Origin of the sequence: Parabacteroides sp. An277 (assembly GCF_002159645.1) — a bacterium.
GTDB lineage: Bacteria > Bacteroidota > Bacteroidia > Bacteroidales > Tannerellaceae > Parabacteroides.
This window is the reverse complement of record NZ_NFJB01000003.1, coordinates 101,947-119,549: the sequence shown is the minus strand read 5'-3', so window position 1 is coordinate 119,549 and position 17,603 is coordinate 101,947. Positions and strand designations below refer to the sequence as shown.

Below are 17,603 nucleotides of genomic sequence, written 5' to 3'. Positions count from 1 at the left end.
ATCAGAGGATTCTCCATTTTCCCGATAACACAGGTTTCTTATCTTTGCGACCTGGTTATCGGGAAAAATTTTACCTACAAAAACATATAAATATGAGAAACATACTTTTAGCATCTTTCTTAAGCCTCTCTTTTTGTGGCATAAGCCAAGCAGATGAACCGGTGATGCAGGTTCGCCTGAATGCAGATAAGGCATTAGTCTATAGTCTCAGTTTCGAAGGGAAAGAGGTTATTCAAGAGTCGCCCCTCGGCATGAACGTGGATAACGTCCTTTTGGGGAGCGAAGTTGTCAAGTTCAAGGCAGATACGCTGGATGAGAATTATATCGTCTATACTGTCCGCCAGAAGGGTCGAAAGCCTTTTCGGTTGGAGACGAAACTATTCGATGACGGTATGGCGCTCCGCTATCATCTCCCGGCCGAAGGAAAGCCGATTTGCATTTATGATGAGCTCACCAGTTTCCGGTTCCCTTCCGGGACGCATGTCTGGTATGCCAGCGGTCCGTTTCAATATGGATGGATTCAGGCTTATCAGGACAGGCGTACGGACGATATCACAGGCGAGTTGCTAGCGCCCCCGGCTACGTTCCGGACACCCGATGGCATTTATGCAGCCCTCACGGAGGCTAATCTTTTTCATTATCATGGGGCTGTCCTCCTGGGTACGGCTCCCAATAGCGTAAAGTTTGGGTATGTGGAAAATAAAGGTCATGTCGAGACCGGAATCATTACGGGGATGCCCCCGATGAAATATGCGCATGAAGTGGTGCGGGACCTTCCTTGGGTCGTATCGCCGGAAGAGGGAAAACAGCAGGTGGTGACTCCCTGGCGCGTGCTCATGCTCTCCAAGGATTTGAACGGGTTGGTGAATAATGGAATTATCGCCCAAGTATCCGACAAGCCCGACAAAAAACTGTTTCCTAAGGGAAGAGAAACGGAATGGATACAGCCTGGCCGGGCGATTTTCACTTGGCTGGTCGAGGGCGGCGTGGAGCGTCTGAGTGTGCAAAATCATAAGAAATACGTGGATGGTTATGCGGAATTGGGCATCGAGACGGTCGTAGTCGACGATGGCTGGGAGCATTGGCCGGAAACAGAACCCAACGCGCAGGGTCGCACGAAGTGGGACATGTTGCAAGAGCTGGTGGACTATGCCCGCGCGAAGGGAGTGAATATCTGGGTATGGCGTCCCTCCTCGCCGCGATCGGGGAATCGGACAGATATTGGTTTGGTCGATGCAGAGGAGCGTAAAAACTTCATGCGGAAATGCGCGGAGATTGGCGTGAAGGGGTTGAAGATTGATTTCTTTCATACCGAGAATCTTTTTACGGTGGATTTGATGGAGGCTATCTTGCGAGATGCGGCGAAGGAGAAACTAATGGTCATTTTCCATGGCGTGAATAAACCGACGGGGGATTCGTTTACTTACCCGAATCTCCTCGCCAAAGAGGCTGTACGTGGACTGGAGTGCGTCGGCGGGGAAAATTCGTGGGCTCCCGGACCGGCTTGGCCTTATCACAATACAGTATTGCCGTTTACCCGTTGGTTGGCGGGTCCTGCCGATTATACGCCGCTCAATTTCCGGGCTTTTTGTCCTCCCTCGGTGACCTTCGGACATCAATTAGCCACTATTTATATGTTCACGTCGCCCATGCTCATTTTCGCAGCAGATATGGAGGACATGTTGAATTGTCCGGCTCGGCAATTTATTGAAGAGGTTCCCGTGACCTGGGACGAGACCGTCGTACTTCCGGAAAGCCAGATAGGGGAATTGGCGGCCGTTGCGCGTCGTAAAGGCGATGTCTGGTATCTCTCGGTACTTAATGGGGAAAAGGCGAAAGACTTCGCTTGTCGGCTGGACTTCTTGCCAAAAGGAAAGTATAAAGCTATGATAGCGGGCGACAAGGCCGGAGAGCGGAAACAAATCGAGGTGAACGAGGCGAAAGTGCGTGGTGGTTCGGTATTCAAGCAAACTTTACCGAGCGGTGGCGGATTCGTGATGCGTATCTCTAAATAAACAACAGCAAAATATTAACTAATTTTATTGCATCAAAATTTTTCATAGCTCAAAATAATGTAATATCTTTGTGCCAAGAGAAATTAATACCCTTTCGGAGGCGTTCCGAAAGTTTCCTGGATTTACAGGAAGGTTTCGGAACCGCTCTGAAAGTCTCCTGGATTTACAGGAAGGTTTCGGAATCATTCTGAACGTCTCCTGGATTTACAGGAAGGTTTCGGAACCGCTCTGAAAGTCTCCTGGATTTACAGGAAGGTTTCGGAACCGCTCTGAAAGTCTCCTGGATTTACAGGAAGGTTTCGGAGTCATTCCGAAAGTCTATCGATTTCTCTGCTTGAAATGTGAACTATGCTAAAAAGTTCGCTATTTAATAGGAGCTTTTTAGAACTCTTGGGAAAAGCTAACCAATAGTTGGAAGCTTTGCTATGAAATGATTGTTTATCCAAAAAAATTTTGAATGGAAGAAAAACAACTATGGAAGTTAAAAAGATTCCTAACTGCTCAACACTTTTAGGAAAACTTAGGAACGGAGAGCACTATCTTTTTCATAAGAATGTGCTGGGTGACGTGACAGAAGAGGTTGCGGAAGCAAACTATCTGACAACGCCACGGACACTCTACGCAGGAGAATTTCTGCGGGAGGAGGCTGTATACAATGAGGACAAAGGGTCTACGTATACGTCTCAAGTAACTACTACGGATGTCTTGCGTGATGAGGCTTTTCTCTTCCTGCGGCATACGGTGGATGCCCACTTATATTGCAAGGATGAGGCCAAACGCGAGGCTGCTACGCAATTGGCTTATGTATTGAAACCTTTCCGACAGGCTAATAACAAAACCTATTTGGAGAATACCTCACAAATCTACAAGTTGATCTTGAAATTGCAAGAAGACAAGAATGCGGAGGCGATTACGACATTGGGATTGGATAGCGTCGTGGCGGATTTGGAGGAGAGCAACGAACTGTTTAACTCGACCTTCAAAACACGCTCGATGGAAAAATGGGGACGAAAAAGCCTGTCGAACATGAAGAATATTCGTCCGTTGGTGGACGATGCCTTCAAAGAACTGGTGAATTACATCAATGTGTTGTATCAAGCCAACGAAATTGCCTACCAAGACGAGGCGATGCGCACGGCTCTGGGTAATCTGATAGATAAAATAACTACTTATATTGCGGAGCAGAATGAAATCTTGGTTCGCCGAGGCACAATGGGTGCGTCAGAAACTCCCGAGCCGACGCCCGAACCTACACCTCAACCTGCCACACCGGTGATAAAGCGGATATATCAAAAGGAAGGTGGCAATCCGGACAACCCGAACGAGATAAAACGAGGGGCTTTGATTGCAATTGAATGCGAAAATGTACATCTGTTGGATGCGACCGGCGAAAATCCGGGAGATCTTATTTTCCGGAGTATCTCCGACCTGGATGACAAGGTGGCAACCGAAGACATTACGAAAGCAACCCCTACTCTCATCGAGTTCTACATGATTAATGATTTGACTGAGGGGAACTATCAATTCCGGATAGAGACCTACTACAACGGCGAGGGAAATCCTCCACTGGAAGAACCGGTCGTGATTACGTATCCGGAAACGCTGAAGTTGGTATAAAAATATTTTGTACTTCATAAGCGTAGGGGAGCTTGAAATATCCTATCCATGTGCTTTCATAAGAATGGCGGGAGGGTTTCAGCTCCCTTTTTTCCATCCTTTGAATCTGTTGTGATAGATTAAAGTGTAAGAAAAATCACTAATTTTCGGGACAAATAGCCCCAAAAACAGTCCTTTAATACAGACAGTATCGAAAAAAGCAGATAAAATAGAAACACTTAAATAACATACGTATGAAAAAAATTCTTTTGGCTTGTACGTCGGCTATCCTTCTGATGGGAAGTTGTGTGGATAACACTATACGTACGTTTCAGACAGACTATTTCAAAATAGATGTCGATAACCGGGGATATATTGTAGGCATGTGGAACGGTACGAAAGAGGACCGGAATTTCAGCCCGACAGACCAACCCTCTCCGCTTTTATCCCTTTACAACAGCCAAGAGAAAAAATACTATTACCCGCAAGCCGCAAGCTGGCAAGGAGACCATTACCGGTTGGAATACGCCAACGGAGCCATAGCCGACGTCCGACTGGAAGCCAAAAGCAAGTACTTCAAACTGACGTTGGAAAATCTGGAAAACCGAGACGGCATTGATGCGGTCCAATGGGGAAACTATTATACCAATATCGACAATTTGCTGGGCGAAATCATCGGCGTAGCGCGCGACACCTCTTTCACCGTGAACTATGCCATTGGTGCATTGGCTTTAAACGACAATACGATAGGCGGGGAAGCCCGTTACACTTCCGACACCGGTTGGGGAGGATACATCGTACATTCACCTAACCATGTGCAGTATCCCCTGCCCGTCGAACTACACGAAGGGCAACAGATGACACTCGGAGGCGACGGTATCAGTGACGTAGCCTTCTACAACCGGAAAGAGCCATACTTCCGAATGCTCTATGGCGCGACGGCCGGTGTCGACGAGAATGGACGTATCAACATACGTTATCAATCCCGCGATAGGCGGAAAGGCGATTTGATTTATTCGCCGGAAGGAACGCCCGTGTTCGTAAACAATGAACCCAACCATTTGCAGCGGCAAGATGTGGCGGGAGTCGATTATATTGGCTCCTCTATCGCCTTGTGGGGAAGTCCGGATAGCCTTGCGCTCATGGACGTGATTCAAACCATTGTCCGCGAAGAGGGTTTGCCCTACCCCACTTTCCAAGGGAAATGGGTGAAAGACCCCACCTCGTTTATGCCGGACGTGCTAACATACGGAAACCTCTACGACAGTATCCCCTCTTACACGAAACAAATGGGATTGAAAGTGATATCGGCCTACGACCAGGGCTTCTTGAACCCAGACTGTGCCAATGGCGGCTTCGTTGATGGAAAAGAGGAAGAGCGGAAACCCTTCCACCTGACCAGCGGAGACCTCTCCCACCGAGAGTTTGCGGCGCTGCTGGCAAAAGACGGACTTATCTTCGGACGAACTACTATTACCAATTCGATGGCGCCCGGGACAAAAGACTGTAGCCCTATCCCTTCAGATAGTGCCTGCATCCAACATCGCCGATACCTGACGGCAGACCTGTCGGAAAAAGACACCCTCATCTACATAGACGACCCTACTTACCTGCAAGAGATTGCCTGCTGGGAAGGGCACTGCAAGGAATTGAACATGGTCAAAATCGGAAAAGAATTGATTCATTACTTAGGGGTATCGAAAGAGGCACCCTACCGACTTCTGAACGTCACGCGCGGCTATTGGAATACCCAACCCGTAGCGCACCGGAAAGGGGACGCCGTCGACAAGCTGCAGGTAACGGTAGGATGGGGCTACCAAGGATTGGTACCGAATTTGGAACTTCAGGACGAACTGGGGAAACTGTATGCCGACATGGCTAAGCACAGCGGAATCGGGTACTACGACCTCGATGGTCAGGAGTTCTTGTTCCATAGCGGCTTTGGAACCTATTCCGTGAAACGATTCTTCCGGAATATGTTTGAACAGGCAAAGAAATATGACTTGCCCGACATTCGCTTTACCGGCGCCACACTCTCTGAAGGCTCCTGGCATTATCAGAGCATATGGAATGTGGGCGGCGGCTTGAATATGTATGACGCGGATAAGCGCGTATGGGGTAGTACGACGAGCCAGGGAAAAGATCTCAGAGACGTAACGTATGCCAACTTCTTCCCCTCTTCCTTTGGAGGGAATTTCCCGATTACGGCCACATCGACCGTCGAGCAGTATGAGCATATCGAGGCGACGGCTGTCGGCTATGGCGCAACGTATAGCCTGAAAATTGGACAGAAAGATGTGGAAAGTTGTCCGCAGAAATATGCAATCTTTAATGTAATTCGTACATGGGAGGAAGCTCGTCGTGCCGATGCGTTCCCGACACATATCAAGAAGTTGTTGCAAGACCCGAAACTCAGCTGGCGTCTGGAGAAGAAAGCCGATGGAACGGGTTGGACGTTATTCCAAATGGAAAACGGAAAGAAGGGACGGGCGTATGATTTGCAAGCAAGAGGCAAGTAGTTTTGATAAAGACAGTAATAAAGAAAAAACAGATAATAATTCGTATGAAAAGAAGAAATTTTTTGACCAATATGACGCTTATTGGTGCAGGTATTCCATTGGGTGTCTCATCGGTAGCCGTTACTTCGTGTACCTCTTCTTCCTCTCAAAGTGCAGGGGAAGTGGCAAAAAGTTATACGCCGGAAGAATTGGGCATGTTTTCTTTTGTGGAGGTGGCTCCAGACGGAAAACCTTTGAAAGCCGCTTTAATCGGATGTGGAGACCGGGGAACCGGTGCAGCGACACAATTTTTGAAAGCCGAACCGAATGTTTCCATCATTGCGTTGGCTGATCTCTTTCCTGACCGGATGGCGGGTTGCCGGAATGTATTAAAGGATTGTGGAAACGAGGTGCAGGATGCGAATTGCTTTTTGGGGTTTGATGCCTATCAGAAGGTGATGGCAATGGACGAGGTGGATGTCGTTTTGTTGTGCACGCCGACCCATTTCCGGCCGGAACATTTCAAAGCGGCAGTGGAAGCGGGCAAACATATCTTCATGGAAAAACCTTGCGCCGTGGATCCGGTTGGCATTCGGACGGTCATCGCCGCTTCGAAGGTGGCAACGGCCAAAGGTTTGACCGTTATTGCCGGGACGCAGCGTCGCCATCGCAAGGATTATTGGGAAGCTTATGTACAGGTTAAGAACGGTTTGATAGGCGATATCGTTTCATCGTCGGCCCATTGGGATCAAGGGGCTTGGTGGAATAAGGCAAAAAGGCCGGAATGGAGCGACATGGAATATTGCATACGGAACTGGTTCAATATCAAATGGCTTAGCGGCGACCATATACTGGATCAGGCTGTCCATAATATAGATGTGGTAACTTGGTTTATGGGAGAGCGCCCGATGCGTGCTGTCGGTTTTGGAGGCAGGGCACAGCGTCTTACCGGCGATATTTATGATTTCTTCAGCGTGGATTATTATTATGAACATTCCAAACGGATGTTGGCGACTGCTCGTCAAATAGATGGTTGCGAGGGGAATATCTCTGAGCAGGTTTATGGCACGAAAGGGGTCGCCTTTTTGAATAATGGAGATGATATTAAAATTGCAGATTATGTCGGTAATGTTTTGTGGAAATATGATTATCAGAATCATCCGGTAAAAAATCCGTATGAACAGGAGCATGTTCATTTGGTAGGGTCGATTCGGTTAGAGAAGAAAATCAATCAGGCTGAGGATTTGGCTTATTCGACGCAGGTCGCGATTTTAGGCCGTGAATCTGCCTATACGGGGAAATCGATTACATGGGATGAAATCATGGCTTCTACGTTGCGATATGGACCGGAAAAATATGAGATGGGTGCGATGCCTTTTTATAAGGAAGGTGAAGTTCCTAAACCAGGAAAGGCTCCTGTGGCTTGATAAATTTGACATAGCGGATATTGTTGTGTAGATTGCCAGTTAAAACGAGAACAGTATGAAAAAAAATCTTGTCATTATTTTTGCATTGTTTAGTCTGTATGCCAGTGGAAAGATAAAGCCTGTTTTGCATTATAACTTTGGAAAGGCCGGGAATGTTACGTATGCCGTCGCTCCCGGCCAAATCCGGCCTGTGGTGGGTGAAAATGTTTTGCAAGCCGTTGGAAAACCTGTTTTTTATGCCGATGCCCCGGGCGATAAGAAATTACGTGGGGAAGGAGGTATTCTGTTTAAAGGGGAAGAGGACGGGTATCGTTTCGAACAGGCGGTGGGAACACCCAAGGAGAATCAGGTATTGGAAATTTGGGTGAAACCCAGTCGGAATCAAACGCAAGGACAAACACAGGTTGTAGTGGCGAATGGAAACGGGAAACAGGGATATGTAATCGCGCAAAAGGATGACCGCTGGCTATTGGTTTCCGGTGGCGCGGATATTGTCGAAATAGGTGAGGTCGCCAAAGAGGTTTGGACGCATTTGGCGATGGTCGTGAATGCCGGCAAAGGTTCTGTTTGGTTGAATGGAAAATCTATCAATATGTTTCATCCGACCTCTGCATTTGCACCTAATTTTTCTGTTGCGGTTTCGGAAAAGGGAGATGAGGCTTTTGAGGGAGAAGTATATGAAGTCCGATATAGCACATTTAAAGAAGGAGCTTTTGACCCGGATACGGATTTTTTGTTGGATTATAAAAGAATCAAGAAAGAGAACGAGGTGCAGACCGAAAAGCGAAAAGCGTTGATTGCCGCAATCCAAAAGCCCGGATTGGGCAAGGTCTTTGTCTCTTCTTTTTCATCGGAGCGACAACCGAACGATTGGTTGATTCAGCCGGTAGAAGACCCTTGCTGTATGCAGATTCAGCAAACAGATGATGCTTTGAGCACGGTGTTCCAAATTAGCAACGGGTTGATTTCCCGTACATTTTATGTAGGAGCGAATTTGGCGTGCATCGGATATAAAAATTTGTCGAATGAGGCTGAATATGTACGGGCGGTGAAACCGGAGGCACGGATTCGGGTGGATAGTGTGTGGTACGAAGTCGGAGGTTTGAAAGGGCAACCGGAATATTCTTATTTATTGGAATCTTGGATTCCTGAAATGGAGGCTTCCCACCAAGCATTTACCTTGAGTAAAATCGAAACGGGCAAACCTTTGATGCGGTATTCGTGGAAACCGAAATTCAATGCGTTGGAAACGGATTGGCCGGCAGAGGGGTTACGTATAGTCATGACATACGAGCCGACGGAGCAGATGCCAGACGTAAAAGAACTGGAAGTAAAGGTGTCGTATGAAATATATAAGGGAATCCCGGTTATGGCCAAATGGGTCGAGGTGTTGAACCACGGGAACGAATCAGTGGTATTGGATGAGATTGAAACGGAAATTGTTGCCATGAATCAAGATCAGATTAACCGGATTCATGTAGAGAGCGATTATTCGTTTGCCTTGGTGAATGCCGATTTGCGGGGTAGCGCGCTGATGCATTACAATGGTACGCCTAAAAAATATCATGTCGGAAGTTCCACGACTACGTGGCGCGTTGATCCGGAATATCATACATGGGCCAGCCATAATCAGGCAGAAGATAAGTTTTTGGGATTTCAACACCGGAATCTGTTAGTAAGTACGTTGCCGATGGGGCCGAACGTTGTGGTGGACAATCAAAATCCGTTTAAATCCTATATTACGTTTGAATTGTTGCAGGATAGCGACGACCGGGAGCGGCAATCGCTGGGACATCGGCGGATGTATAAGAAATTAGCTCCTCAGGTTACGGAATCGTTGATATGTGGTGGAATAACTTCGCATGACGAGCAGCAGCTAAAAGGGTTTATCGACCAGTTGGCGGAATTGGGGTTGGAGCAGTTGGACATTATGGCATGGCCCGGCATCAGTCATGATAATTTGGATTCGACCTACATTCAGCATTGGAGGAAAATAGCGGCTTATGCGCGGGAACGTGGTATCGTGATGGGGGGATATGAATTGCAGGTGGCCTCGCGCGGACGTGGAGAAGCGGTCGATTGCGTGGATCCGGAAACAGGCAAACCGGGTAGCCTGTTCGGGCAAAGTGTTTGCATTGCGAGTGATTGGAAAGATATTTATTATCCGAAGATGTGGGAATTTTTTGATAAGACCGGTTTCATGACGTATAATATGGACGGGCCTTACCATGGAGATGTATGTGCTTCGACGCGACATCCTCATCACCGTGGGTTAGAAGATTCGCAGTGGGAACAATGGAAAACGCAAGTTGGCGTCATTCATGAATTGAATCGTCGAGGAATGTATGTACCGATTCCCGATTGGTATTTCTTGAATGGACAGAATTCGACCGGTATGGGATATCGTGAGGCAAGTGCGAATTTGACACCTCAGCAGCAACTTCTGTTAGGGCGACAGTATATTTATGACGGGACGTGGCATAAGTTACCGCCAATGGGATGGATGACCTTGCAATTGGTCGGTTTTTATACCAATGACCCGCGTGTCGGGTTGGAGCCCTTATGTGAAAATCTGGAACGTTATGAACAACAATTGATCCAATACCTCGCGAGTGGTTGCCATCTGACAATCCGGGGAAACCGCCTATATGATACGCCGGAAACCAAGCAGATGGTATCGAAATGGATTCATTGGTTTAAAAAGTATCGGGATATATTGACTTCGGATATTATCCATGTGAGCCGTCCGAACGGTCGTGATTTGGATTGTATCATGCATGTGAACCCATTCATTCAGCATAAGGGGATGGTGGTTGTGTTTAATCCGACGGATCGTGATATTACAAAAGAAATGCGTTTGCCTTTGTATTATACAGGCTTGAAAGGAAAGGCTATTGTTATGGCTGAAGACGGGAAGCGTAAAGAATATAAGTTAGATGATGAAGCCCATCTGTCATTGCCGGTTTCTGTGAAAGCGCAGGGAACGACATGGTTTTTGATAGAATGAAAATAGGAGGCTTTTGTGGAATGATAAGAAATTAAAAAAAGCAAGTTATGGTGAATTTGCGAGATTGGTTAAGAAAAGGATTGATTGTTTTTTGCAATCTGTTTTGTTTGTGTTCGTGGGTAATAAACGCGGAGGAAAAGCCGGTGAAAGAATTTTCCCATCCGGAACGTATCCGTTACGACGGTTCTTGTTTGACGATAGAAGGTGAAGATCGGTTTATCTATAGTGCGGCATTTCATTATTTCCGCTGTCCGGAAGAATTGTGGAGAGATCGGTTTCGGAAGATTAAAGAAGCCGGATTCAATACAGTGGAAACGTATGTCCCTTGGAATTGGCACGAGCGGACGATGCCGGCGGATGTAAATGATACGGCACATTTTGATTTTTCAGATTTAAGACGATGGCTTTCGATGGCACAAAATGAGTTTGACCTGTATACAATCGTACGACCGGGTCCGTTTATTTGTGCGGAATTTTCGGGAGGTGCATATCCGCGTTGGTTGGCGAAATTTCGTCCGGATGATGTAAAAGGGTTGTGGCTGAGAAGTGCGGATCCGCAGCATGTCCGTTGGTGTGTCCATTGGTTTGATGCTGTTTGCAAAGAGTTGGTAGATGAGCAAATTACACGAAAACCAAAAGGGGAAAAGGGCATTATCTTGATTCAAATCGAAAATGAATATAATGCGCATGGCTGTGCCAATAAATCCGAATTCTTAAAGGCATTATACCGGTCGGCACGTAAAAGCGGGATGGATATCCCTGTTTTTTCCTGTTTGACGGGTGAATGTCGCGGGAGCAGCGATAAAGAATTGTCGCAGATATTCGATTGCGATAATTATTATGTAGGCTTGTCTGACGCTCCGAGTTGTGCTTATCGGATGGCTTCATTGTGTAGGCAACAGCCGGATGCTCCGGGATTTGTGACAGAGTTGCAAGGGGGATGGTTTTCATTGGTCACGGGGACATTGAGCGAAAAACATTATTCAGATGCGCGGCATTTTCAAACAATCGGTCTGATGACGATACTGGGAGGAGGAACGGGTATTAATTATTATATGTTTTTCGGAGGAACTCATTTCGCCGGTTGGGGCGCTCGAGGCATGACAACCTCTTATGATTATAATGCAGCGATTCGGGAATGTGGCGGCGTAGGCGAAAAGTATTTGGCTGCGAAGGGATTGGGTGAATTTATCCGGCGTTTCGAACCGCAACTGACCCGGACGACTGGTGGCCCTTGTTCGTTACAAGGTGCTCCCGAAGGATTATTTGGAGGTGTTCGTGTGGCAGAGGATGGCACTCTGTTTGTATTTTTGCACAACACCAATCAGGAACAGGCTTTAAAAGGGTATGTGACATTAGTTCCGGGGAAAATGGCGCGTCCCCGGGAGGCAATGTATAATATTGACCAGAATGGGAAGAAGGTACTGATGCGGGTGGATAGCGACCAGCAGGAAGATTCATTAAGTATTGCGCCGATTCGGGTAGAATATGAATTGGATGCATTAGGTTCGAAAGTGTTGGTTATTCCGGCAGGAAAATCGGCCCGTGAGGGCAGTTGGTGGCCAAAGCATCAACCTGCAATCAAACGTCCGGCATCGTTACCGGAGTCTATCCGTATCGCGTCGGTTTGGAGAAAAGAAGACGATTATGCTAAAGCCCGTTGGATGGTTGTGCCGGAATTGCCTTCGTTATCGGATGTAAATGTGAATGATTTCCGTTATAGTTTATATCGGGCCAAAGTCTATCTGACAAAGCAGCAAACCGAAGACGAAAAGTATTTATTGTTTAATATGTTTACGCGCGATATAGTGTCTGCGTGTGTGAATGGGAAGATGGCGCGTCGATTGTTCCCCGACAAGGCCGATGCACAGACATGGACTACGCGAAATTGCTTTGACCGTATCCGGCCGGACGAATATGATAATCGTTTTGATGTTTCCGGCATGTTACAGGAGGGAGAGAATGAGATTCTTGTCGTTTATGAGAATTTAGGCCATGCACATGGCTATGTTCCGATGGAAGAGTTGGCCGGGATTCGGAAAGCCGGTTTATCTGTTTCCGAGACAGTGCTGACTCATCCGTTGGAATGGGAGTTGTCTGTGGACGTAGCCGGGGTGACGGAAAAATGGATTTCGCCCGATTGTACATCGAAAGGTTGGACGGTTGTACCGCTTGATACGAAATGCGAGATTCCTCGGAAAGGGAATGGCGTGCAACCTAAAGCTATGCCGGATGGATTGTTTACATGGTATCGGCTTGAATTTGATTTGCCGAAAAGCAATCCGGCAGTTTGGATTCCGTGGTTGATGCGGATAAATGCATCTGGAAATGGATATATGTGGCTGAACGGACATAATATCGGGCGGCATTGGGAAGCCGGCCCGCAACGCGAATATTATTTACCGGAATGCTGGTTGAATTTCGGTAAAAAGAATGTATTGGTATTCGGTTTTAGGCAGACAGCCAATGGTGCGAGTGTGAAAGCAGTCGAGATTGCTCCTTATCCGGATATGGCTGAAAGAAGAGATTAAATAAAGATATACATAAAACGACAAGGAGATATGAAAAAGCATAGGATATTATTATGGGGCGTCTTTCTTGGATGGTCAATAGCCGTTTCCGCTCAAGAAAAGGGTTGGACGGCAGACAACGGAGATGGGACGTTTACGAATCCGATTATGTGGGGGGATTGGCCCGACCCTGATGTGATACGGGTGGATGATACTTTTTATATGGTTTCGACAAGCATGCATTATGTGCCGGGATGCCCGATTGCGCAGTCGCATGATTTGGTAAATTGGGAGATGGCTGGTTATGCTGTCGAGCGGTATGATGAAGATCCGCGGTATGACATGCAAGGAGGTACCCTCTATCTGAACGGTGCTTGGGCCAGTTCCATCCGTTATTACAAGGGGAAGTTTTATGTCGCCTTTTGTACGCCTTACGGCTGGGGTACAGAGAATGGACATTTCTCGGTTTGCGAGGCGGAAAAACCGGAAGGTCCTTGGAAGCGGACTATTTTCCCGGAATATTTGTATGACCCGGGATTGTTTTTCGATGATGACGGGAGAGTGTACGTCGTACATGGGCAACATACCTTATATATAACGGAATTAAACGAGGATGTCCGCTCTGTAAAAGGCAAACCGGTTCAAATCTGGAATAAGGGATTTGATAACAGCCGGACATTCGGAACAAAGTTTGGCATGGAAGGGTCGCACATGTATAAGATCAATGGCTATTATTATATCACTTGTCCAGCCGGAGGTACGAAGGGGTGGCAAGTTTGTTTACGTTCCAAAAACATTTATGGGCCTTACGAACATAAGGTGATAATAGATGATGATAGCTCGTATCCACCAAATGGTTTACATCAAGGAGGTATGGTCCAGTTAAAGAACGGAGATTGGTGGTTCATTATCATGCAGGATAGAGGGCCGATAGGGCGTGTCCCTCATTTACAGCCGGTGAAATGGGTTGATGGATGGCCGATGTTGGGTGTGGAAGGAAAAGATGCAATCTCTTATGAGAAACCGGAGGTGGGTAAAAACTATCCTCTGTCTGCTCCCGCCACTTCGGATGAATTCAATTCCAAAGCGTTGGGTTTGCAATGGCAATGGAATCATAACCCGGATATGGAGAACTGGTCGTTGAGTGAACGGAAGGGATATTTGCGGTTGCATGCGTTGTTGGCTTCTGATTTAAAGAATGCGCGGAATACATTAACCCAGCGTGTACAAGGCCCTAATTCAGAGGGAACCGTGGAGGTTGATATTTCGGGGTTGAAAGAGGGAAATATTGCTGGTATGGGAATATTCCAATTCCCGTATGCTTACGTTGGCGTTGAAATGTACGCAGGAAAGCCTCGTTTGGTCTTATGCCAAGATGGGAAGATAACGGAATTAGAGGCGAACATACCGACAAATCGGGTATGGATTCGAGCTCGTGCGAGAGATAAGGATTTTACTGCCCGTTTTTATTATAGTTTGGATGGAGAAACATTCCGTCCCGTTGATTCGACCTTTTCTATGGGGTTAGGGCTGGCTTGGACAGGAAATCGTTTTGCTCTTTTCAATTATGCGACGAAACCGGAAGGTGTTGGAGGTTTTGCTGATTTTAATTGGTTTCATTTTAATTTGAAGTAATATGGCTAGCTGGATGAACAGGATAAAATGGATGATATGTTGTCTATGCTGCATTGCATGGTGTGCAAAGGCGGATCGTATCACTTATAGTTTGAATACTGACTGGGCTTTTTATCGTGGAGACTACCTGAATGGAGAGCAGGTGGGGATTGATGATTCTCAATGGATACCGATATCAATTCCGCACATTATGCAATTGGAGAAGAAACATTGTGGCGGAGATATAATCTACGATGGCATAGGTTGGTATCGGCGTTATTTTAAGATGCCATACGGATGTGAAGATAAGCGGATTTTATTGCAATTTGAAGGGGTAATGAATTCGTGTGAAGTGTATTTGAACGGGAAAAAGATTGTTGAGCATAAGGGAGGGTATGTTGGTTTTAGCGTAGATGTCTCTCCCTATATCGAACGGCATAGTGCAAATAATGTGTTGGCTATTCGTGTTTCCGCCGAATATGATTCATTGACCCCACCGGGCAAACCGCAGGATCGTTTGGATTTCTATTATTACAGTGGGATTTATCGGGATGTAAAGATGGTCGTCACAGATAAGTTGTACATCACGGATGAGCTGGAAGAAAATAATGTGGCCGGTGGTGGTTTGTTTGTTACTTATCCGGAAGTAAATGCCAAACAGGCAACAGTTCGTTTGAAAACACATGTCCGAAATACTTTTCAAGAGGCTCGAACCGTCTGTTTGCTCTCTTCAGTGCGGGACACTTCCGGCCAGGTTGTCGCCCAAAAAGAGATGAAATTAACATTGAAAGACGGGGAAGCAAGGCTTGTGTTGCAGGATATCGAAATAAAATCTCCGCAGTTATGGCATCCTTATCATCCGAACTTATATCAATTGGAATGTGAATTATGCGACGAGGAAGGACTGGTATTGGATCGACGGGTCGAACAGATAGGGATTCGAACTATCTCATATTCTACTGAGAAAGGCTTTTTCATTAATGGAGAACATCTTTATTTGGTAGGTGCGAATCGTCATCAATCTTTTCCGCATGTGGGAGATGCAGCCTCCAACTCGATGCAAGAACGAGATGTAATCGATATGAAACGAGGTGGGTATAACGCTGTCCGGGCGGCTCATTACCCACATGATCCTGCTTTTCTTTCGGCTTGTGACAAGTATGGTTTGTTGGTTATTGAATGTATCCCCGGTTGGCAGTACTTTAATGAGGAGCCGGTGTTTGCAAATCGATTGGAAGAGGTTTGCCGAACGATGATTCGACGAGATAGAAACCATCCTTCCATTGTTTTGTGGGAAACGGCTTTGAATGAAACGACTTATCCCTTGCAGGTGGTGGAACGTATCTACCGGGCTGCACATGAAGAGTATCCGGGCGATCAGATGTATACGTCGGCTGATTATTTTAGCCATGAAGAAACCGAGCCGTTTTACGATGTATTTTATAAGCAGGTTGGACATTTCCCGAAGGATGGAAGTGTGATGACGAATGAACGGGATAATTTGATTTCAGTCAAGCCTTTGTTTACAAGAGAATGGGGGGATGGTGTAGGCGAGAAGCCACGTGTAAGCCTTCAGGAAAATGAATATGAACAGATGCGTCAATGTCGAAGTCGTCTCCGTCAGTTGAATGGTGATGGATATTTTGATTGGTGTATGTTGGATGCGAATCCTCGTATGGGTGGCCATTTTATGTGGAGTTATAATGATTATGCCAGAGGAGCAGAGGAAGTAACCATGTATTCAGGGGTGGTTGATGTGAACCGTTATCCAAAATTTGGTTATTATATGATGCAAAGTATGCGTCCGGCTTCTGTTTCACAGGCAGGGTTGTATGAAGGGCCAATGGTTTTTATCGCTTCATTTAATTCGGGGCAGTATCCTTCGGCAACATCGGAAATTATGGTCTTTTCCAATTGTGATGAAGTACATTTGTATCGAAATGGTAAATTGCTTGGCAAACAAACCCGTAAAGAGCGTGCTTCGGTGTATCCATGGATTGTGCAGAAAGGAGGAAGTCCGAGCTTTGTGTTCGATGCCGGTTCCTATGAACCGGGAGCATTGCGGGCCGAGGCCTGGTTGGATGGCCAACTTGTAAAGACACACGAAGTCTGTACTCCCGGAGAACCGGATCATCTTTCGATTGAGATTTTAGATCCGCAAGTACAACCTGTTGCCGACGGAAGTGACATGATTCCGATTTATGTAAAAGTTTGTGATAAGCAGGGAACAGTTGTACCGACTTCAGCGGCTGAGATTACCTTGGAGGTTTCGGGTGAAGGACATTTAATAGGCGACGGCATCAGGCGGATTGGTGTGAATCCGCAGAAGGTGGAAGCCGGTATTGGCTATGCGTTAATTCATACGACCCAAAAGGCTGGACAGATTAACATCAAGGCGGTTTCAGAGGGGTTGAAACCGGCAGAATTATCGTGCCACACGATTCACTGTGAAATGCATATTTTGCCCGATGGTAACCATGCTCCTTTTACTGGAGACGAAGAACAAGGTGTTGTGGTGAAAGATACGAAATGGGACAAGGAGATTCTTTCTCATGAAACTATCGTTATTGATTCGATATGGGGAGATGTGGGTTCGAAGGAATATCCATTACGTCATACGGTCGATGGGGATGATTTTAGTTGGTGGATTTCGGAGGCAGATTCTTTTCCTCAAACAGTTACGTTTGTTTTACCCCATATAACCAAGGTATATGGAAGTCGTATTCGTTTTCAAAAGGACAGTTCATCGTATCAACATCGGGTAGAGATATCAGAAGATGGACAAACGTGGGAAACTTTGTATGAAAAGGAATGTACGGGTTGGGATTTTAAACCGGTGCGTTTTCAAAAACACTTAAGGTATTTCCGAATAGTCTTTGAGAAAGTGTCTGAAGGACATTCTGCTTTGGCGGAAGTCACATTATTCAAATGAGTTG

At 46.4% G+C, this 17,603-nt stretch carries 8 protein-coding genes; all 8 read left to right on the top strand.

Annotated features, from left to right (window positions below; all coding sequences use genetic code 11):
- The first annotated feature begins 92 nt into the window (after positions 1-92).
- Complete coding sequence (locus B5F77_RS02225; RefSeq protein WP_087327011.1) at positions 93-2,015, top strand: glycoside hydrolase family 97 protein; 1,923 nt, start codon at positions 93-95, stop codon at positions 2,013-2,015.
- A gap of 474 nt (positions 2,016-2,489) precedes the next feature.
- On the top strand, positions 2,490-3,632 hold the full coding sequence (locus B5F77_RS02220) for a DUF6261 family protein (RefSeq protein WP_087327008.1): 1,143 nt from the start codon (positions 2,490-2,492) through the stop codon (positions 3,630-3,632).
- A gap of 233 nt (positions 3,633-3,865) precedes the next feature.
- Positions 3,866-6,130, top strand: coding sequence for a hypothetical protein (locus B5F77_RS02215; RefSeq protein ID WP_087327006.1), 2,265 nt, complete (start codon positions 3,866-3,868; stop codon positions 6,128-6,130).
- A gap of 44 nt (positions 6,131-6,174) precedes the next feature.
- On the top strand, positions 6,175-7,536 hold the full coding sequence (locus B5F77_RS02210) for a Gfo/Idh/MocA family oxidoreductase (RefSeq protein ID WP_087327070.1): 1,362 nt from the start codon (positions 6,175-6,177) through the stop codon (positions 7,534-7,536).
- A 55-nt stretch (positions 7,537-7,591) separates the two neighbouring features.
- Positions 7,592-10,543, top strand: a complete 2,952-nt coding sequence (locus B5F77_RS02205; protein ID WP_087327003.1) for a LamG-like jellyroll fold domain-containing protein — start codon at positions 7,592-7,594, stop codon at positions 10,541-10,543.
- Positions 10,544-10,590: 47 nt separating this feature from the next.
- Positions 10,591-13,074, top strand: coding sequence for a beta-galactosidase (locus tag B5F77_RS02200; protein WP_087327000.1), 2,484 nt, complete (start codon positions 10,591-10,593; stop codon positions 13,072-13,074).
- 30 nt (positions 13,075-13,104) lie between these two features.
- A complete protein-coding gene (locus B5F77_RS02195) occupies positions 13,105-14,688 on the top strand; it encodes a glycoside hydrolase 43 family protein (RefSeq protein WP_087326997.1) in 1,584 nt (527 codons plus the stop codon).
- A 31-nt stretch (positions 14,689-14,719) separates the two neighbouring features.
- Positions 14,720-17,599: a glycoside hydrolase family 2 TIM barrel-domain containing protein gene (locus tag B5F77_RS02190; RefSeq protein WP_239445709.1), complete on the top strand. Its 2,880-nt coding sequence runs from the start codon at positions 14,720-14,722 to the stop codon at positions 17,597-17,599.
- Positions 17,600-17,603: the final 4 nt, after the last annotated feature.